This window comes from Mesorhizobium sp. M0751 (genome assembly GCF_040320265.1).
Taxonomy (GTDB): Bacteria; Pseudomonadota; Alphaproteobacteria; order Rhizobiales; family Rhizobiaceae; genus Mesorhizobium.
In genome coordinates this window covers 119,584-138,204 of sequence record NZ_JAMYPH010000010.1, presented here as the reverse complement: position 1 = coordinate 138,204, position 18,621 = coordinate 119,584, and the positions used below count along the sequence as shown (strand labels likewise).

The following is an 18,621-nucleotide window of genomic DNA, read 5'->3' as shown; positions in this document are numbered from 1 at the left end:
AGAGTTTGTTTGTCCGTCAGGGGCACCCGATGACGACAGCGCCCAACTCACTTGGCGAGACCGATTCCAACGCAACGCTCGCGTTAACGCATGACTTGGACCGATCCGGACCGGGAAGTGGCCGACCTTTCGCGACGATTGAATCGGGCGTGATTGACGGCAACATGATCAGCGATCTTGAAAGAGGCAGGTTGTCGCGCGTCTGGTCGCACCGTCCCCAACTCTTGCACCTGGGGCTTTTTATTACGGCCTATGTCCTGGGCTGCGGATTCGCCCAGTCGCTCGCAATCATATCTGGAACCGGGATTTCCATTTGGCCTCCGAGCGGGCTGTTCATCGCTACGCTTGTCTTCGCCTCCAGGTATAGCTGGCCGTGGTGGGTGCTGGGGGCCTGTCTGGCCGAACTGTTCGGCAACTTGTTGTGGTTCCACACTCCGCTGCCCCCGGCCTTCCTGATCTTTGCCGGCAACGCTCTTGAAGCGGTGGCCGGCGCATGGCTTGTGAACCAGACCTGCAAGCGCCCAGTTCGGCTGGAAACGTTGCGGGACGTTCTTGCTTTCATCGTACTGGCCGCTGGAATTGCGCCAGTCGCAAGCGCGACGGTGGGGAGTGCGGCGCTTGCGTGGTTTGGCATACAATCGCAAACCTTTGCGACGGCTTGGCCGCTGTGGTGGATCGGAGACGCGACGGGAGTCCTGATCGTAGCACCACTGGCGCTGGTCGTGTTCCAGAACTGGCGCGGTAAGGCGCAGCTCTCGGCAGCGCGGTGGATGGAAGCTTGCGTCCTGGGGCTGATCTTTCTTGGTATCGCCGCCCTTTCCTTGAGCAGCTATCTGCCCTTCGCCTACATCATCATGCCGCCTCTTCTTTGGGCCGCGGTGCGCTTTGAGTTCAGAGGCGCCGCCGTAGCATTGACCGTCCTCGCTCTGATCACGGCGGTATTCACGATATCCGGCGCCAGCCAATTTGCCGGCGATCCCGAGTCCCAGAAGCACAACCAGATCATGCTGCAGCTTTTTCTGGCCATCTCGGCATTTTCGGCGCTCGTCGTGGCCGCCATATCCCGGCAGCATCAGGCGGCGGTGCTCACTTTGCGCGAAAGCCTGGAGGCATTGCGCGACCGGGAGCGGGAGCTCTCGCAGCTTGTCGACATGGTTCCGAGCCACGTTTGGCGCCTGACGCCGGACGGCGAGCCGACCTTTTTCAACAAGCGAATGGTCGACTTTCTCGGCCTTGACGTAACGGATTTGGACAAACAGGGCATCAGCCGGCTGGCGGCGATGATAGCGGCCACCGTCCATCCGGACGACACAGCAGCATTCGGCGATGCGCTCAGTCACTGCCTCGCCACCGGTGAGCGCTTCTCCATGAGGTATCGCTTGCGCCGCGCCGATTGCGTCTATCACTGGATGTCGAGCCGGGCGGAGCCGATGCGCGATCAGACTGGCCGCATCGTCCAGTGGTACGGCCTCTGTCACGACATAGACGATCAGATGCAAGCCGAAGAAGCCCTGCGGCGGAGCGAATTGCAGCTTCAGCAGATGATCGACGCGGTGCCGGTCCGCATCTGGAGCGCGGTGCCGACTGGCGGGCCGGTCTACTTCAACAAGCGATACCAGGACCATTTCCGCTCCGTGATCGCCAATTTCGAAACTCTCGGAGAGCCGCGCATCGAAGAATTGCTGCAAGAACTGGTTCATCCCGAAGATGCTCCCGAGGTGCTGCGCACGTTGCTGACCTGTTTCGAAACAGGCGGCGGTTCCGCGATGCGGTTTCGTTGGCGCGAAACAGATGGCTATCGCTGGGCGGAGTGCAGGGTCGAGCCGCGGCGTGATGAAGACGGGGCGGTTGTGCAATGGTACGGGGTTTCCCTCGACATCGACGAAGAGGTGCGCGCGCAGGAAGCGCTGCGACAAGCCTCCGACAAACTCGCGCAAGCCACTCAGGCTGCAAGTCTCGCCGAGCTTTCCGCCTCGATCGCGCACGAGGTGAATCAGCCGTTGGCCGCGATCGTCGCCAATTCCCATGCATGTCACCGTTGGCTGAGTGCCGTCCCGCCGAACGTCGAACGCGCGAAGATTACGGCCGAGCGCATTATCCGGGACGCCAATTCGGCGGCGGACGTCGTCGGCCGCATCCGCGCGCTGTTCAAGCAATCCACCGAGACGAGGACCAATGCGACGCTCAGCAGTGTCATCGCAGAGGCACGCGACCTCGTGGCCGAGGAAGCGATGCGGCGGGGCGTTCGCATCGGCGTAGATGTCGGAAGCGACATTCCGCTAGTCGCGTTCGATCGCGTCCAAATCCAGCAGGTTCTGGTCAATCTCATCCGCAACGGCATGGAGGCGATGGACTCTGTTGCGGACGACGGAGTTATCAAAATCCGCGTGCGCCATATCGGGGATGTTGTCCAGACCGAAGTCAGCGATCGCGGCCGGGGCGTCGAGTTTCCCGACCGGATATTCGAACCGTTCTTTACCACGAAAGAGCAAGGGATGGGCATGGGACTGGCGATCTGCCGTTCGATCATCGAGTCGCACAGCGGGCGTTTATGGGTCGAGAAGAACGAACCGCGCGGAGCGACGTTTATCTTCACGTTGCCGATTGAAGCGAAAGCAGCGTCATGACGACGGACGGCCAAATTGTCTTCATCGTAGATGACGATGAACGCATCCGGGAGGCGCTCAGTGAGCTTCTGGCCGCGCACGACATGCGTGCCGTAGCGTTCGGATCGGCGGGCGATTATATCCGCGCTGACAAGCCGGACGTCCCTGCCTGCCTCATCCTCGATATCGAGTTGCCGGATATTAACGGCCTCGATCTGCAGCGGCAGATTGCCGAGGGCGATCATCCGCCGATCGTTTTCCTGACAGGACATGGCGATATCCCGTCCTCCGTGCGTGCGATCAAGCACGGTGCCGTAGATTTCCTGACTAAGCCCTTCAGCGATGCAGACCTCATGGCCGCAATCCATGCAGCGATTGCCCAGGATCGGGCACAGCGATCGGAGCGCGCTGAGCTGGGCGTGTTGAAGCAACGTTATCTCGAGCTGACGCCGCGCGAACGGGAGGTGCTGCCGCTGGTGGTCAGCGGCTTGCTCAACAAGCAGGCCGCCGCTGAACTGGGGATCAGCGAAGTTACGCTGGAAATTCATAGAAGGAACGTCATGCAGAAGATGGTCGCGGCGTCGCTCGCCGACCTCGTTCGCATCGCCGAGCGATTGGGAATACCGATCACGCACTCGCGCCGGGCAGGGGGGAGCTGAGCGTGAGCAAGCGGAGGCCTGTCGTGGCGATTGTCGACGATGACCCAAGACTGCTCGAGTCGCTGGAGGACCTCTTGGAGTCCGCCGGCTATGTGGCACGCAGCTTCTCGTCGGCGGGGGCATTGCTGGTCAGCGGCCTGTCTGGATTGGACATGCTTATCACCGACATCGGGATGCCCGGCATGGACGGCTTTGAACTTCGTGACCTGGTCAAGAAGGCGCGTCCGGACCTGCCTGTGTTCCTGATCACCGGCCGCCACGAGATAGTGGATCAGCACCGCGCCAAGGGCATTGGCGGGCTTTTTCGCAAGCCATTCGATGGCCAGGCACTGCTTGCGGCGATCGGCGACGCTTTACGCAACCCAGAAACGGAGGCTAAACATGAGAGTTGACCAATTGCCCTTACGGAGATCGACGCCGTCATCACAGCAGCGAAGGGTTGAAGCCGAGCAGCCGCTGGTCATTATTGTCGATGATGATGCCTCTGTCCGGGAGGCGCTGTCTGAATTGATCCTGTCGGCGGGTTTCCTGCCGGTGTGCTTTACCTCGACCCGTGAATTGCTTGACGCCGACGTGTTGGAGAGCCCCGGCTGCTTGATCCTCGACGTGCGCATGCCAGGGACGAGCGGTCTCGATCTGCAGCACCATCTTGCGAAAAACGGCAACCCCAAACCCATCATCTTCCTGACCGGGCATGGCGACATCCCGATGACTGTCCAGGCGATGAAGGCCGGCGCCGTGGACTTTCTCACCAAGCCGGTGCGCGATCAGACGCTGCTTGACGCCGTGATCGCGGGCATTGCGGTGGACGCCAAGCGGCGGGCGGATGCGGTGATCGTCAAGCGCAACATCGAGCGCGTCGAGACGCTAACGCCGCGCGAGCGCGAGGTTCTGCGTGAAGTGGCGCGCGGGCGCCTCAACAAGCAGGTCGCCTTCGACCTCGGCATCAGTGAAGTGACGGTCAAGCTTCACCGCGGCAATGTCATGCGCAAAATGGAAGCCGCTTCCATCGGTGAGCTGATCCGGGCGTGGGAAACGCTGCCCGCGCCGATGCGCGAGGTCTAGAATTGGCACAAGCCGATCCATGCCCCATCCAATAGGATCGCCCAGCGCGCCCGGCTGTTTCAGGCTGTGGGAAATTGTTTCTTCAGCGCGCACCAGCCTTCCTGCCCGTCGGCACGCTCGTGCTGCTGCAGGTAGTCCTGATGTACATCAGGTGGTCCTATTGGTGTGTCGGGGCAAGGCCCGTGCCAACATCGCTACCACTGGGCGGCGCTCTTTTGCGGTGCCAGTCCCACCGATAACTCGCAACATTTCATGCAACAGCAACTGACGCCGGCCATGCCGCGTCGGTCCCCGCGCCGCTACCAAGCCTAAATTGACGTGTGTCTATAAGAGCTTGCCTTAGCCCGGCCCTATCCTCGGCGTGCCTGCCCTGCACCTTGGCATCGTATGACAGATGCTTCCGTCGAATAGGTTCGCGGCCCGGATCGATGCATCCTGTTCCTCGCAAGCCATCACGACCGTCGGGTTTCGAGCGCTCCTCGCTCGCTCCTCCCCGAACGCGACCGCACAGGCCGACTCGACGGTCGTGATGGTGAGCAGGATGTTCAAAGCACATGGATGGACATGATGAACAAAGACGGACTTTTCTCCGTCGGCGGATCTCGCCGCGATGTCTTGTTGGCGGGCCTGATCGCCACCGCTGCCGCCGGACTGCCCCGCGCTGCTTCGGCCGCGAGCCGAAAACAAAACCTTTCCTCTTCGCCCTCAATCAAAGGAACCAAGACGATGAGCACCATCATGACCAAGGACGGCACCGAAATCTACTACAAGGATTGGGGCAAGGGTCCTGTCGTCACGTTCTCGCACGGATGGCCGCTGAATTCCGACGCCTGGGACGGCCAGATGCTCTTTCTTGCCCATAACGGCTTTCGCGTCGTTGCGCATGACCGGCGCGGCCATGGCCGATCGAGCCAGGCCACGTCCGGCAACGACATGAACGGCTATGCGGACGATCTTGCAGCCGTGATCGAGGCGCTGGATCTCCGGGACGCCACGCTGGTCGGCCATTCCACCGGAGGAGGCGAGGTTGCTCGCTATATCGGACGGCACGGGACGAAGCGGGTGGCCAAGGCTGTTCTTATCGCCGCTGTTCCGCCGATCATGGTGAAGACGCCGGCCAATCCGGAAGGCCTGCCGATCGACGTATTCGACGGCATAAGGGCTGGCCTCGTCAAGGATCGTTCGCAGTACTACCGGGACCTCGCACCGTTGTTTTACGGCGCGAACAGGCCAGGCGCCAAGGTTTCCCAGGGGATTCTGGATCAGTTCTGGCTCTGGAGCATGCAGGCGGGTCTCGTGAACGCGTACGAAAGCGTCAAGGCGTTCTCCGAGACCGATTTTACCGAGGACCTCAAGAAGTTCGACATACCAACCCTGGTCCTGCATGGCGAGGACGATCAGATCGTCCCCGTCAAGGACTCGGCAGTCAAGTCGGCCCGATTGATCAAAGGCGCAAAGGACGTCTATTACCCCGGCGCGCCCCACGGGATCACGGCCACGCACCAGGATCAGGTCAATGCTGACCTGCTCGCCTTCATCAAAGGATAGCACGCCCTCAGTCACGACCGCACGTTCTCCGCAATTTCCTGGAGCCGCCGATGACCACCTTTGGCAGTATTTCGCGCGCCCTGAATCGCATTTCAGGTGGCGCGCCAGGTCAAACCTTGTGCGCTCGCATAGCCGAGCGGTGGCCTGAATGCTGGTTCTGCCGGCTCATGCCCCGGATTGTGGAACCGAACCACTGCGCCATCGAGCTGGAGCGCTGGCAAAGGCGCGAAACATATGCTGCGCCACGGCTGCCATTCGGGCAACTGCGCCTGTGCAGCGCGGAGGCGATCGCCGGCGTTCGACACTACGTCGCGCTGTCAGGGGTCGTCGCCGCGCGCTTGTTCTGCCTTGAAGGCCAAAGCGCTCTCGAAGACATCAAACTGGCTAAGCGCCGGGAGTTTATCAATCGGTAGCCGTTTGCGATTGCAGCTCATTTTGGCGGTCTCAATTCGGCGTGAAATTTTCTTGGCAGCAGTTGCGACTATCTCAGCTGCAACGGCACAATTTTTCGAAGGCAGGAACGACATGGGCGCACTCTCGGGCAAGATCGCGGTGGTCACCGGCGGAAACAGCGGGATCGGACTATCCGCTGCAAAAATCTTTGCGGCCGAGGGCGCACAAGTCGTCATTACCGGCCGCCGGCGGCAGGCGGTCGAGGAAGCGGTCGCACAGATCGGGGCAGGCGCGCTGGGCATTCAGGGAAATGTGGCCGACGTGGCGCACCATGATGAGGTCGCGCAGCAGATCCTCCAGAGGTTCGGGACGCTCGACATCTATATGGCGAACGCCGGCATAAACACCATCACGCACTCGGCCGACGTCTCCCAGGCAGAATATGATGCGCAATTTGCCGTCAACACGCGAGGCGTCTTCTTCGGCGTCCAGAAGCTGATTCCGATCATGCGGAACGGCGGCGCAATCATCCTCACAGGCTCGCTGGCCAGCGAGAAGGTTCTGGACGGTCATGCTGTTTACGCGGGCTCGAAGGCGGCAATAAATGCCTTTGCGCGCGCTTGGGCGATCGAACTGAAGTCTCGCGGCATCCGGGTCAACGTGCTCAGCCCAGGTCCGGTGGATACGGCTATTCTCGATAAGCTAGGCATACCGTTTGAGCAGCGCGGGCTGTTTGAAAAGGCGATGGCGGAGGCAATACCCCTTGGCCGGATGGGGCAGCCGGACGAGCTGGCAAAAGCCGCCCTGTTCCTTGCCTCGGACGCGAGCAGTTTCGTCACGGGCATCAATCTGCGGGTCGACGGCGGGATGGCAGTGCTCTGAGCCATGACTGCGATGTCGTCGCGCCAATAGACTGCCGAATAACGCCTGAGCAATCGGTCTTCCTCACGACGATTTTCCGGGAAGCTGCCGCACGAATCCCGCCAAATAGGTCGGAGGCAAGACGTTTCGTCGACCTGGTGCAAATTGAGCGACGTAAGCGGCAAGTCGCATTGCAGGGATCGATGCGCAAGAGGGAAGTCGGCTCGCCGATACGACGGAAGGACCGAGGTCACGCCCCGGTCCTTCAATTTTCTGTAGGTCGGGATCAGTGACCCCAGATGCCCTGGCCATATTCATCGTTGGGAACAGTCGGCTTGCGTACGGTTTTCGGCACCCCGATATCGTTGTTCATTTTTTTGATTGAGGATGTATACGTGTTGTTAGACGCAGTCGCAGGCTGCTGGGCTCCGCTTGATCCATAGTGGTCGCTTCCGGCAATGGCGCTTCCTGCTGTAATAACAAGCGCGGCGACAGCAAGGACTGTCATTTTCATTTTGGTAACTCCATTGGTACATTCACCCATGCAAATATAAATGCCGTGACGCAGCGACACGATCAGACGGTCCGGCTGTTTGACCCATACCAAGGCGTTGGGCGATGCAGGCCGAAGGCCAGGGACTATGTCATTGGCGAGAGGAGGCTTTTGCTGCCGGGCCGAGCATTGTCAGGCGGAAATCGTGTTCGATCCGGCCGGCTTACCAGCACTCGACCTATCGGCCGCGCCAGCAGCGGCGTCCTGCAAACAAAGCTCTCGGGCCGCGCGCCCTCAGTGTCTGTTCCTGCGACTGCCGACAATGCACACCCGGCATAGATACCTCAATCATGCTGCAGGGCACCTGATCTCCCTGGTGACCTACCCTGCACCTTGGCATTGTATGACAGACCCTTCCGCACAATAGGTTGGCGGGCCGCGTCGGCGCATTCTCCTGAGCATTGGTCACCACAGGCCACACGGGAGAAAGCAAATGCGAAACATAACTCGAGTCCTGGCGCTCACAGCGGCGCTTGCCGCGTCGGGCGGCGGGATGGCGCAGGGGGCGAATTCTCAGCCCAAGCCGACGATCGTACTGGTGCACGGCGCCTTTGCGGAATCGTCGAGCTGGGACGCAGTCATCACCAAGCTCAGCAAAGACGGTTATGTAGCGATAGCCGCAGCTAATCCGCTCCGCGGCGTTGCCAGCGATGCGAAAGCAGTCTCAGCCATCGTCCGGTCGGTTTCCGGGCCGGTCGTGCTGGTGGGGCATTCCTACGGCGGGCCTGTCATCACCGAGGCTGCCAATGGCAATCCCAATGTGAAGGCCTTGGTCTACGTGGCGGGTTTCGCGCCGGATACCGGCGAATCGAGCCTTACGTTGTCCAGCATGTTTCCCGGCAGCACCTTGGGGAGCGCGCTTGCTCCAGTCGCGTTGCCGGACGGCGGACAAGACCTCTTCATCGAGCCGGCCAAGTTCCGCGCCCAGTTCGCCGCCGACGTTCCGCAAGAGCAGACTTTGCTGATGGCTGCCACTCAACGCCCTGTTGCGCAGACGGCTCTGGCTGAAGCCTCGGGCGTCGCCTCATGGAAGACGCTGCCGTCCTACATGATCTACGGCTCCGATGACCGCAACATCCCGGCAGCCGTCATGAGCTTCATGGCCAAGCGTGCGCACGCGGTAAAGACCGTCGCCATCGAGGGTGCGTCGCACGCGCTCATGGTCTCGCATCCCGACGAGGTCACGTCACTCATCGAGGACGCTGCTGCATCGGTCAGTCAGTAGCGGGCCGGAAACGCCAGCATCCGATCGAGCAACGAAAATAAACACGCAACACCAGGAGACTAGACATGAAGATCGTCGTCATCGGCGGAACCGGGCTGATCGGTTCAAAGACCGTGGAGAGACTGCGAAACAAAGGACACGACGTGCTTGCGGCGTCGCCGAATTCGGGCGTCAACACCGTTACGGGAGAGGGTCTGGCGGCCGCGCTTGCCGGTGCGCAGGTCGTCGTCGACCTCGCGAACTCGCCGTCGTTCGAGGAAAAGGCTGCCCTGGAGTTCTTCGAGGCATCCGGGCGTAATCTTTTTGCGGCCGAAACGGCCGCCGGCGTCCGTCATCACGTGGCGCTGTCGGTCGTCGGTACCGACCGGCTGCAGGGCATGGGCTATTTCCGCGGCAAGTTGCTTCAGGAAAAGCTGATCAGGGAGTCCGGAATTCCGTACACAATCGTTCACGCCACTCAGTTCTTCGAATTCACCGCCGCCATCGCAAACACGGGCGCCGTCGGAGATACCATTCATATGTCGCCGGCCTACTTCCAACCCATGGCGGCTGATAATGTTGCCGATGCCATGGCGGACGTCGCGCTTACCGCCCCGTTGAACGGCATGATCGAAATTGCCGGCCCGGAGCGTGTTCGCATGAGCGAACTTGTCGAGCGCTTCCTGAAGGCCACCAACGACCCGCGCAAAGTCGTCCCGGATCCCGGCGCGCTCTACTACGGCCAAGTGGCAATCGACGATCGAACGCTTGTGCCCGGCGAGAATGCGCGCATCGGCGCCGTGCGTTTCGATGATTGGCTCAGCCGATACACGCCACCGAAGTAAGCAATCATCGGATAGGCCCACCATTCGCATTACAACAAATAGGCCCACCATTCGCATTACAACAAGGAGACCAGACATGATCAAAACACTTCTCTGCGCCGCGCTCACCGCCGCTTCCGTGACCGCAGCAATGGCCAAAGACGTGGACAGTGTGAAGCTTGTCTACGACCAGGCCCTTCCAAACGTGCCCGGCAAGAGCATGAAAGCCGTGCTCGTCGAGTACGCGCCGGGGGGCACGTCGCCGGCCCATACCCATCCCAAATCCGCGTTCATCTATGCCACGGTCCTTGAGGGGGCGATCCGAAGCCAGGTCAACGATGGACCGGTGAAGACTTATCGCGCCGGCGAGAGTTTCTCGGAATTCCCGGGCGACCGTCATGCCGTCAGCGAAAACGCCAGCAAGACGGAAGGCGCTCGCCTGCTTGCTATTTTCGTCGTCGACACCAGCGAGACGGAACTGACGACGAACGCGAAATGAAATCGTAGCCCCTGGGACCATCGGGGCGTATGCGAAGGGACGGTCAGTGACATGAATTCGATCGCCAGCCGCACACTTGCGGGGATTTCGGTCCCCGATACACCGCTTGTTGGCCGAGCGATCGAACATGCCCGCCAGCGATGTGAACCCTACTTGTTCAACCACGTGGTCCGATCCTGGCTTTTCGCGGCCCGGATCGGACAGATTCAGAATATCCGGCACGACGCGGAGGTTGTTGCCGTTGCAACCCTGTTGCATGATATCACGCTCAATGAGGACTTCGCCGGGCCGCGCCGGTTCGAAGTGGAAGGCGCCGATCTTGCCCGCACCTTCGTTCGGGAAGGCGGCTTCGACGAGCGGCGCGCCCAATTGATCTGGGACAGCGTTGCCCTCAACTCGACACCGTCGATCGGCCTCTACAAGGAGGCTGAGGTGGCGCTTTGCACAGCCGGCATCTGCCTGGATGTCGTCGGCTTGCAATACAGCCTCGTTTCGTCAGCCGAGTTTGCAAAGATCATCGGTGAGTTTCCACGCCTCCAAATGAAGCGACGGATGACCCGATGCTTTTGCCATATCGCCGAGGTCAGGCCGGAAACCACCTACGACAACTTTGCCCGGGACTTCGGCGAGCGCTTTGTTTCAGGCTACAAGGCGACTTCGGCAGTTGATCTTGTGATGAACGCTCCCTTCGAAGAGTGAACGCAGTTTCGATCCAGGTCTCTCGATCGACGCCGGCCAGATCAGCCGAGCCCTTCATATGACCCAAACGCTGTGCGCCTGTCGCATGCCTGCGTCAAAGCGAATTGCCGAGCGCAGCGTTCTGGGTGCCGATTTCCACCTCCTATACTTCGGTTTAGGCGCCCCAAACCAATCGATTGGCAATACATATCACCGGCACGACAGCAACATTTTGGCTCACTGGTCATCCTTAGGCTGCAATGGATTGCAAACACCTAAAGGAGATAAGTAATGAATATTGCAGCGCCACCGGTCGCTCCGAAAGGAAAAGCCGCCGCCCAACGCGCGAGTTATGCGGAGCAGTCGCCGGAACTTCTGAAGAAATTTATTGAATTTCTTGGTGCGACGCGAGAGGGGTCGATCGAAGAACCGATCCGCGACCTTGTTGCAGTCCGAGCCGCGCAGCTGAACGGGTGCACCTTCTGCCTTGATATGCACGTCAAACAGGCAAAGATTCATGGCGAGCGCGAACTGCGCCTTTACCATCTGGCAGCCTGGCGGGATTCGACCTTGTTCGTTCCTCGCGAGCGTGCAGCCTTGGCATGGACGGAAGTCTTGACCAAGCTGCCCGAGCAGGGTGTCCCGGACGAGATCTACGATCGGGTCAGGTCGCAGCTCTCCGAGAAGGAAATCTCCGATCTGACCTTCGTCGTCATGGCGGTCAACTCTTGGAACCGTCTGAACATCGGCTTCAAACCCGTCCCGGGCTCAGGCGATGCGAAGTTTGGCCTGAGCAAAGCAGCACTAAGCTAATCTTTGGAATGGGTCAGAATGGCGCTTGTTAGCGCGCCATTCTGACCGGCCAGGCGAAGGCGCCGAACTCGGCGACCAACAACGGAACCGATCCCAACCTCCCGGCCGCGGCCGCGAGGCGCTCTCAGGAGGGCGTCATGCGCATTGACAGTCTGCATCCAGTAATATCGGCCCGTCTCATGGTGATCGATGTCGACGCTCCACTCCGCAGTGCAGCACTCTCACTTTCCAGGCCCGCAATAGGCCTGGTCGTGGTGTGCCACGGCAGCGGGGAGGCGGCAGGCGTGCTGAGCAAGTCCGACCTTGTCCGCCATCTGGCGAATTCAGGGCCAACAGAAGCGCCGATTGCGGCATTGATGAGCAGGTCCATCGTGTCCTGTGGTCCCGATGACGACCTTCATTCGGTCTGGCAGACCATGGCCGCGCAAGGCCTTCAGAATGTGCCGGTGCTCGGGGCTGACTCGAAACCGCTAGGCGTCCTCGATATCCGCGATGCGATGAAGGCGCTCTTCAAACAAGAGGAGCTGCAGGAACGGCTGCTTGCCAACTACATCAGCGGGATCGGCTATCAATAGATCATGGTCTCGCATTTGGATATACATAAGTATGCATCGGCATATTCCTGGACATAATGGAAAGTAAATTCTGCAGATTATAGCGTATTGAAGAAAATAGGTGCCGACTTAGCCAGCGGGGAATGAAATGCTTCGTCCGGACATAAAAGAAGATGTCTTCGACAGCCCGCCCGATGGTCCTGGAAGTGATATGTCCGTGCAAATGTCGACCGCCGGCATCGTCCATGATCTGGGCAATCTCATTCAGGTCGCCTCGTCGGCGTTGAATCACCTGGCCCGCGATCCGAGCATCCAGGCGGCTCCGGCGCTTGGGCCTGTAATTGCCGGCGCCAAAACGGCTTTGGAACGGGCTGGGAGCCTTGTCCGGCAAACCATCAGCCTGGCTCGAGAGAGCCACGCGGAAATCGAATGCACAAACGTAGGTGCTTGCCTGGCTGAGATCGAAACCCTCGTGCGAAGCGCCTTGGCTGCCAATTTCGATCTTGAGCTTCGGGTGGGGCCGGACCTGCCCTTGGTGAGATGCGATCGCTTTGGATTGCAAAATGCGGTTCTGAACCTTCTGTTCAACGCGCGCGATGCAATGCCTGACGGCGGTTTGATCTCGATCGATGCCGGCTTGGCCTCTGAAAGCTCTACCACCGGTCAGGTAGATATCCGTGTCGCGGACAACGGTATCGGAATGACCAGCGAGACAATGGTCTGCGCCTTCGATCCGTTCTTCACCACCAAAAGCGAAGGCCTCGGCGGCGTCGGGTTGCCTATGGTGAAGCGCTTTGCCGAGCAATCAGGCGGAAGCATCGATATTCAAAGCACGCTTGGGGCAGGCACGACCGTCACTCTGCGGCTGCCTGCGGTGCGATAGCGGCCGGCCAATCTGTCTCCGGTGACAGACGTGACATACAATCGAGAGATAAAGATGGATGCACAAGTCGTTGAAAACGTTCAACAGCACCGTTTCGAGCTGCCGATCGCCGGCGATAGGTTTGCGGCGGCCTACTATCGGCTCGAGGGCGGGAAGGTCGCGCTGATACACACCGAAGTCCCGTCGGAATTTTCCGGACAAGGGATCGCGTCGCGATTGGCCGAAGGGACCTTAGAACTGCTCCGCAAAACCGGCCGTAAAGCGATCTTGAAATGTCCCTTCATGAGCCGTTTTTTCGCCAAGCACCCGGACTACGCGGATGTCGTCGACGGCTAGTCAGGGCACGGATGTTGAGGGTTTCCCAGGGATCTATCCAAATGCACGACGAGTATGATTTGCAGAGGTTCGTCAGCGCACAGGATCCGGTCTACGACGACGCGCTGGCTATTCTCCGTCGAGGAATGATGTGCACTCCCTACATGGAGTTCATCTTTCCAAGGTTGGCCACCAGGCGAACCGGTACTGCGCCTGAGCCATATGCAATCACATCGCTCGACGAGGCCAGCGCTTATCTCTCATTTCCGATCCTAGGAGGCCGTTATCGGGAATGCGTTGGCACCCTGCAGCGGCTCTCCGGCCTAAGCGCTCGCGCAGTCTTCGGTGACGTTGATGCGAAGAAGTTGCACGCGTCCCTCACGCTGTTTTCCGAAGCAAGCAACGACGAGTTCCTGCTCGAGACAATCTTCGACGTCTGGTTCGACGGTTTGCTCGATGAGGAAACGATGAACGATCTCTACTTGATGTCCTAGTGGTCCGCCTGCGCCACCGGCGTAAAGCCCTCGCGGCGCAGAGGTCACCATCCGCTGCCTTATCCCTTACACGCTGCCATCTGGCAGAAGCATGAGCTCGTGCTCTCCCGGCACGCCGGGGAAGCGGCGTTCGCGCCAATCCGCCTTTGCCTGCTCGATCCGTTCGGCTGAAGACGAGACGAAGTTCCAATAGATGTGACGTGGCTCGGAAAGGGGCTCGCCTCCTATCAGCATCAGTCTCGCCGCATGGAAGGCAGGCGCCTGGAGCACAATCTCAGCGCCGGGCGCCAGAGCTATCAATTCAGCCTCATGAAACGTACCGAACTGGCCGACAATTCCAACCTCACCGGCGACGATGTAGATCGCACGCTCACGGTGTTCGGGTTTCACCTGGTATCGGGCACCGCTCGTGAGCACAATTTCGGCATAGACCATGTCGGAGAACGTCCTTACCGGCGAGACCAACCCGTCGGACGCGCCGGCGATCAACGTAAACTCGACGCCGTCGGCACAGATCCTCGGTATTTCGGGGGCGCCAAAATGTACGACATCGGCAGCAATTTCTTCATAGCGGGAGGGGAGGGCGATCCAAGCCTGAGCGCCGAAGAGATTGCTTCCCGATGCCCGGACTTCCGGTGGCGTGCGCTCGGAATGGACGATGCCCGACCCGGCCGTCATCCAGTTGACCTCGCCAGGACGGATGGTCTGCACTTTACCGAAATTGTCGCGATGGACGATCTCGCCATCGATCAGGTAGGTCACGGCCGCAACGCCGATATGCGGATGCGGTCCCATATCGAAACCGTGACCTGCGTCGAATATAGCGGGGCCGAAATGGTCGAACAGGATGAAGGGCCCGACCATGAGGCGATTCGAGGAGGGCAATACGCGCCTTATCTTCATTCCGTCCGCAAAATCACGGATAGTCGGCTGGATGAGTGTATCGATGCCTGTGATATCGCTGTGGCGGATGGTCATGGATCTCTGTCCTTCTGCATGCCTTGTCAGCCAGGTGCTCGAACGCGCTTGAACGGAGCGGCGCGAAAGACTGTCTGAATGGCTTTGAGGAGCGCGAATTTGGAGCTCGCGTGGTGCTGTCCGGCAATGCCGCTTTCATTAAAAGCCGACACCCTCATCGACAGGATCGCGGCAAGATCTTCGGCCATTTCGGGCCTGTCGTGCAGCAGCGGTGCAAAGCTTTCCTGGTCTATCTCGTAAACCGTGACGGGGGTCATTGCCCGCAAACTCGACATCTCGCCAATGCCGGCGAGCAAGCCTGTCTCGCCGAAGAAATCGCCGGGTGCAAGCCGGCCGATTTCCTGCAGTTGATCATCGTCCCCGCCAATTTGCCGGACGATGACTCCCGTCCGTACGATCATGAGCGACGGCAGCATCTCTCCCTGTCGTGCGACGATCTCGCCCTTGTGATAGCTGCGAACCGAGGCCGCTTTGGCGAGCGACTCCTGCTCGGTACCCGTCAGTGCCGAGAATACCGGTATGGAATTGATGAGTTCGATTGGGGTGAAGCCTTGCGACGCTGCCGTCTCGTCGCTCGGCCGGTTGGTCATGGCAATCGAAGCCGAAAGCGGCTGCGCCAGCAGCATGCCGGTCGACTTTGAATGGCGATAAATGAGATCGAAGATGTCGTTCCGAGCGGCACTTCGCTGGTCAATACTTGCGACGCGAAACGACAACTCTATCTCGATAGCTGCGGCATCCAGGCTTCTGATGGTAACCGAAGGCGGAGGGTCCTGGAGGATTGAATTACAGCTCAGCAAGACAGTGCGCATGAGATCTACGATGATCGCCGGCGTCTTTGTCGGCGCCACCTTGACGGTTACGGCAAGTCCATGGCTCTCGTCCGGACCGCTTAAATTTGTTACCCCGATCTTGGCGAGAAGGCTGTTTGGCAGCGCGACGACATTGTGGGTCGGGGTCAGGAGTTGAGTCGACCGCCAATTGGTCTCGACAACGCGGCCTTCGGTTCCGTCGCCCAGAATGATCCAGTTTCCAAGCACGTAAGGGCGGCCGACGTTAAGCGCGATCCCCGAAAATACGTCACCAAGCGTATTCTGGAGCGCCAGTCCCAGAATGACGGCAAAGACACCCGACGTGGCGATGAGCGTTCCGACCGGCACTGCAAAGACAAACGCCAGGATCGACAGGAACATTCCAGCGTAGACGACACCGACCACGACGTCCTGCAGGAGACGTGCCTCGCGCGGCTTTCGCTCAAAGACGAGATAGATACGGACAAATCCGATCAGCGCCCAGGCAAGGTGAACCCACCAGAGCAGCTTGACCGAGCCGATGAGGATCGCTCCTCCGGTTGTCTCGTTGTCGCCTGCGGCCTCGTATGGCACGACGCGCAGGTCGAGAACCATGGCCGACATCGCGACGAAAAAGCCAAGTTGGACGACCAGCTTCGCATTGGCGAAGCGTCTGGGGATGACGGTCCAAACGACGATCCCGGCGAGGCCGAGCAACACGATGTAGACCAGAGGAGAGTTCCACCAGTTCATGAACGATCACCGCGATGCCCAGTTCAATGTTTGGTCTCCGGCCGGGCGATCGGGCCTCTGCCGCTGGCCTTGTCTTTTTCGAGAACTGCTTCGGTGATCGAATTCGGCAGCCGTCGCGGCTTTTCGATCAGCCCGAGCACCGGCATGGCGACGATGAAGAACGCAAAATAGTAAAGCGTCGCCAGTTGGGACATGACGACGTATGCGCCTTCCGCCGGCCGGGAGCCGAGCCAGCCGAGAAAGAGGGCGTTGGCAACGAACAGCCAGAAGAGCACCCTGTACCAGGGCCGGTAGACAGCCGAGCGTACCTTCGAGGTGTCGAGCCAGGGCACCAGGAACAGCACCGCGATCGCGCCGAACATGCAGAGCACGCCGCCGAGCTTGGAGTTGATTGGCCCGATATTGAAGGTGATGGCGCGCAGGATCGCGTAAAACGGCAGGAAGTACCATTCCGGCACGATGTGGGCCGGCGTCTTCAGCGGGTTGGCAATGCTGTTATTGTCGGGATGGCCGAGATAGTTCGGCAGGTAGAAGACGAAATAGGCGAAGAAGAACAGGAACACGAGGATGCCGAAGGCATCTTTGACGGTGGCATAGGGCGTGAAGTCCACGACATCGGTCTTCGATTTGACCTCTATGCCGGTCGGATTGTTCTGGCCAACGACGTGAAGCGCCCAGATATGCAAGGTCACCACGCCTGCAAGCACAAATGGTAGCAGGTAATGCAGCGCAAAGAAGCGGTTCAGCGTCGGATTGTCGACCGCGAAGCCGCCGAGCAAAAGCTGCTGGAGCCAGTCGCCGACCAGTGGGACGGCGGTGAAGAAGTTGGTGATGACAGTAGCGCCCCAGAACGACATCTGTCCCCAAGGCAGCACGTAGCCCATGAAGGCCGTCGCCATCATCAGCAGGAGGTTGGTGCAACCGAGCACCCACAGCAACTCACGCGGCGCCTTGTACGAACCATAGTAGAGCCCACGACAGATATGGATGTAGACGGCAATGAAGAAGAACGACGCGCCGTTGGAATGGAGATAGCGCAGCAGCCAGCCCGAATTCACGTCGCGCATGATCTGCTCGACCGAATTGAAGGCCAGCCCCGTATCAGGTGCGTAATGCATCGCCAGCACGATGCCGGTCAGGATCTGTGAAACCAGCATGATCGTGAGAATGCCGCCGAACGTATAGGCGTAGTTCAGGTTGCGCGGGACGGGATAGACGATGAAGCTGTCGTGCACCAGCCGCGGCAGCGGCAGGCGGGCGTCGAACCAACGTTCGATTCTGGTTTTGGGCGTATAGGTCGAGTGTTTGTTGCCGCTCATCGAAATGCCCCGCCTCAACCGATGCGGATCTTGGTGTCGGAAACGAATTGGAACACCGGTACCGCCATGTTCTCCGGCGCCGGCCCCTTCCGGATGCGGCCGGCAGTATCGTATACGGAACCGTGGCATGGGCAGAACCAGCCGCCGAAATCGCCTTCCTGGCCATGCGGGATGCAGCCGAGATGGGTGCAGACCTGGACCATCACCATCCAGGCTTCCTTGCCCGGCGTGGTTCGGTTGGCATCGGTTGCCGGCGCATCGGCCGGCAGGTTGGCGTTGCGGGCGATTGGATCCTTGAGCTCGGCGAGACTGACCGCCTCGGCTTCCTTCCTCTCTCTTTCGGTGCGGTTGCGTACGACCACCGGCTTGCCGTGCCAGTCGACGATCAGCGACGTTCCCGGCGTCAGCGAGGAGACGTCGACCTCGATCGCGGCGGGCGCTTCGACGCGCAATGTGTGCTCGGCTGTGGAGGTTTCGGAAAGGTCGGCCATGATAGCGACTCCTGTTGTTGGAAGCTGCGTCATCGCGTTGGTGGCAATCGAGCAAAAGCAGGCCACGGCTTTCGCCTTTCCAGTCTGCTCATGCCGCGCGGAATATGCCGGCCGTGGCCGGGTGTGAGCCATCGTGCCAACGGCACGTGCGTCCAATACTTTCGTTTAGGATTTCCTGAGCGAAGGACTGGCCGGGCTGGCGATGATGCCATCATGGAAGGTTCTGGATCTCTCGAGATAACCGTTGGTCACTGAGCTGGCACGCGCCCCGGCATTGCGCACGGCGATCCCCGAACTTCAGCCCGACCATACCTCGGCATAGGCACGTCTAGCTGTCGGT

Annotated in this window: 21 protein-coding genes and 2 pseudogenes; 18 read left to right on the top strand and 5 right to left on the bottom strand. The window is 60.0% G+C overall.

What is annotated here, in order from left to right:
• Positions 1–191: 191 nt before the first annotated feature.
• The 9 genes and pseudogenes from NKI19_RS17315 to NKI19_RS17285 form a co-directional block, all read left to right on the top strand.
• Positions 192–1,937 (top strand): annotated as a pseudogene (locus tag NKI19_RS17315) (MASE1 domain-containing protein); the annotation flags it as partial.
• A gap of 30 nt (positions 1,938–1,967) precedes the next feature.
• Positions 1,968–2,144, top strand: a pseudogene (locus NKI19_RS32860) (histidine kinase dimerization/phospho-acceptor domain-containing protein); the annotation flags it as partial.
• Between the two features lie 87 nt (positions 2,145–2,231).
• Entirely contained in the window at positions 2,232–2,627 is a 396-nt protein-coding gene (locus tag NKI19_RS32855) for a sensor histidine kinase (RefSeq protein ID WP_502899302.1), read from the top strand.
• Positions 2,624–3,265 (top strand): response regulator transcription factor, encoded by a 642-nt coding sequence (locus NKI19_RS17310; protein WP_352489662.1) that lies wholly within the window; start codon positions 2,624–2,626, stop codon positions 3,263–3,265. Before NKI19_RS32855 ends, NKI19_RS17310 begins: the two co-directional genes overlap by 4 nt.
• Positions 3,266–3,267: 2 nt before the next feature.
• Positions 3,268–3,657 (top strand): response regulator, encoded by a 390-nt coding sequence (locus tag NKI19_RS17305; protein ID WP_023716983.1) that lies wholly within the window; start codon positions 3,268–3,270, stop codon positions 3,655–3,657.
• A complete protein-coding gene (locus NKI19_RS17300; RefSeq protein ID WP_352489663.1) occupies positions 3,647–4,330 on the top strand; it encodes a response regulator transcription factor in 684 nt (227 codons plus the stop codon). The genes NKI19_RS17305 and NKI19_RS17300 overlap by 11 nt, the downstream gene beginning before the upstream one ends.
• Before the next feature lie 567 nt (positions 4,331–4,897).
• A complete protein-coding gene (locus NKI19_RS17295) occupies positions 4,898–5,878 on the top strand; it encodes an alpha/beta fold hydrolase (protein ID WP_502899298.1) in 981 nt (326 codons plus the stop codon).
• A 50-nt stretch (positions 5,879–5,928) separates the two neighbouring features.
• The gene (locus NKI19_RS17290) at positions 5,929–6,291 is read left to right on the top strand and encodes a hypothetical protein (RefSeq protein ID WP_352489666.1); all 363 of its coding nucleotides are present in this window, start codon (positions 5,929–5,931) and stop codon (positions 6,289–6,291) included.
• A gap of 112 nt (positions 6,292–6,403) precedes the next feature.
• A complete protein-coding gene (locus NKI19_RS17285) occupies positions 6,404–7,153 on the top strand; it encodes a glucose 1-dehydrogenase (protein WP_352489667.1) in 750 nt (249 codons plus the stop codon).
• A 265-nt stretch (positions 7,154–7,418) separates the two neighbouring features.
• Here the strand turns inward: NKI19_RS17285 and NKI19_RS17280 are convergent, their stop codons facing one another.
• Positions 7,419–7,646 carry a DUF680 domain-containing protein gene (locus tag NKI19_RS17280; protein ID WP_352489668.1) on the bottom strand — a complete coding sequence of 76 codons (228 nt, stop codon included), beginning with the start codon at positions 7,644–7,646 and terminating at the stop codon, positions 7,419–7,421.
• Positions 7,647–8,118: 472 nt separating this feature from the next.
• On the opposite strand from NKI19_RS17280, the gene NKI19_RS17275 reads away from it, so the two are divergent.
• The 9 genes from NKI19_RS17275 (at position 8,119) to NKI19_RS17235 (ending at position 13,949) form a co-directional block, all read left to right on the top strand.
• On the top strand, positions 8,119–8,910 hold the full coding sequence (locus NKI19_RS17275; protein ID WP_352489669.1) for an alpha/beta fold hydrolase: 792 nt from the start codon (positions 8,119–8,121) through the stop codon (positions 8,908–8,910).
• A 65-nt stretch (positions 8,911–8,975) separates the two neighbouring features.
• Entirely contained in the window at positions 8,976–9,734 is a 759-nt protein-coding gene (locus tag NKI19_RS17270; protein ID WP_352489670.1) for an SDR family oxidoreductase, read from the top strand.
• Between the two features lie 76 nt (positions 9,735–9,810).
• Positions 9,811–10,212: a cupin domain-containing protein gene (locus NKI19_RS17265; protein ID WP_352489671.1), complete on the top strand. Its 402-nt coding sequence runs from the start codon at positions 9,811–9,813 to the stop codon at positions 10,210–10,212.
• A gap of 252 nt (positions 10,213–10,464) precedes the next feature.
• On the top strand, positions 10,465–10,911 hold the full coding sequence (locus NKI19_RS17260; RefSeq protein WP_352565725.1) for a hypothetical protein: 447 nt from the start codon (positions 10,465–10,467) through the stop codon (positions 10,909–10,911).
• Positions 10,912–11,181: 270 nt separating this feature from the next.
• Positions 11,182–11,703 (top strand): carboxymuconolactone decarboxylase family protein, encoded by a 522-nt coding sequence (locus NKI19_RS17255; RefSeq protein ID WP_352489673.1) that lies wholly within the window; start codon positions 11,182–11,184, stop codon positions 11,701–11,703.
• Between the two features lie 137 nt (positions 11,704–11,840).
• Positions 11,841–12,278, top strand: a complete 438-nt coding sequence (locus tag NKI19_RS17250; protein WP_352483844.1) for a CBS domain-containing protein — start codon at positions 11,841–11,843, stop codon at positions 12,276–12,278.
• Between the two features lie 127 nt (positions 12,279–12,405).
• The gene (locus NKI19_RS17245; RefSeq protein WP_352489675.1) at positions 12,406–13,140 is read left to right on the top strand and encodes a sensor histidine kinase; all 735 of its coding nucleotides are present in this window, start codon (positions 12,406–12,408) and stop codon (positions 13,138–13,140) included.
• 54 nt (positions 13,141–13,194) lie between these two features.
• Positions 13,195–13,476, top strand: a complete 282-nt coding sequence (locus NKI19_RS17240; protein WP_352489676.1) for a GNAT family N-acetyltransferase — start codon at positions 13,195–13,197, stop codon at positions 13,474–13,476.
• 41 nt (positions 13,477–13,517) lie between these two features.
• Positions 13,518–13,949, top strand: coding sequence for a DUF1810 domain-containing protein (locus NKI19_RS17235; protein WP_352565723.1), 432 nt, complete (start codon positions 13,518–13,520; stop codon positions 13,947–13,949).
• A gap of 66 nt (positions 13,950–14,015) precedes the next feature.
• Here the strand turns inward: NKI19_RS17235 and NKI19_RS17230 are convergent, their stop codons facing one another.
• Genes NKI19_RS17230 through petA form a run of 4 tightly spaced genes read right to left on the bottom strand, consistent with a single transcriptional unit; the run spans position 14,016 to position 18,281 of the window.
• Entirely contained in the window at positions 14,016–14,927 is a 912-nt protein-coding gene (locus NKI19_RS17230; protein WP_352489678.1) for a pirin family protein, read from the bottom strand.
• A 26-nt stretch (positions 14,928–14,953) separates the two neighbouring features.
• Entirely contained in the window at positions 14,954–16,471 is a 1,518-nt protein-coding gene (locus NKI19_RS17225) for a mechanosensitive ion channel family protein (RefSeq protein ID WP_352565721.1), read from the bottom strand.
• A gap of 23 nt (positions 16,472–16,494) precedes the next feature.
• Positions 16,495–17,790, bottom strand: a complete 1,296-nt coding sequence (locus tag NKI19_RS17220; RefSeq protein ID WP_352489680.1) for a cytochrome b — start codon at positions 17,788–17,790, stop codon at positions 16,495–16,497.
• 14 nt (positions 17,791–17,804) lie between these two features.
• Positions 17,805–18,281 (bottom strand): ubiquinol-cytochrome c reductase iron-sulfur subunit, encoded by a 477-nt coding sequence (gene petA, locus NKI19_RS17215; RefSeq protein ID WP_352489681.1) that lies wholly within the window; start codon positions 18,279–18,281, stop codon positions 17,805–17,807.
• Positions 18,282–18,621: the final 340 nt, after the last annotated feature.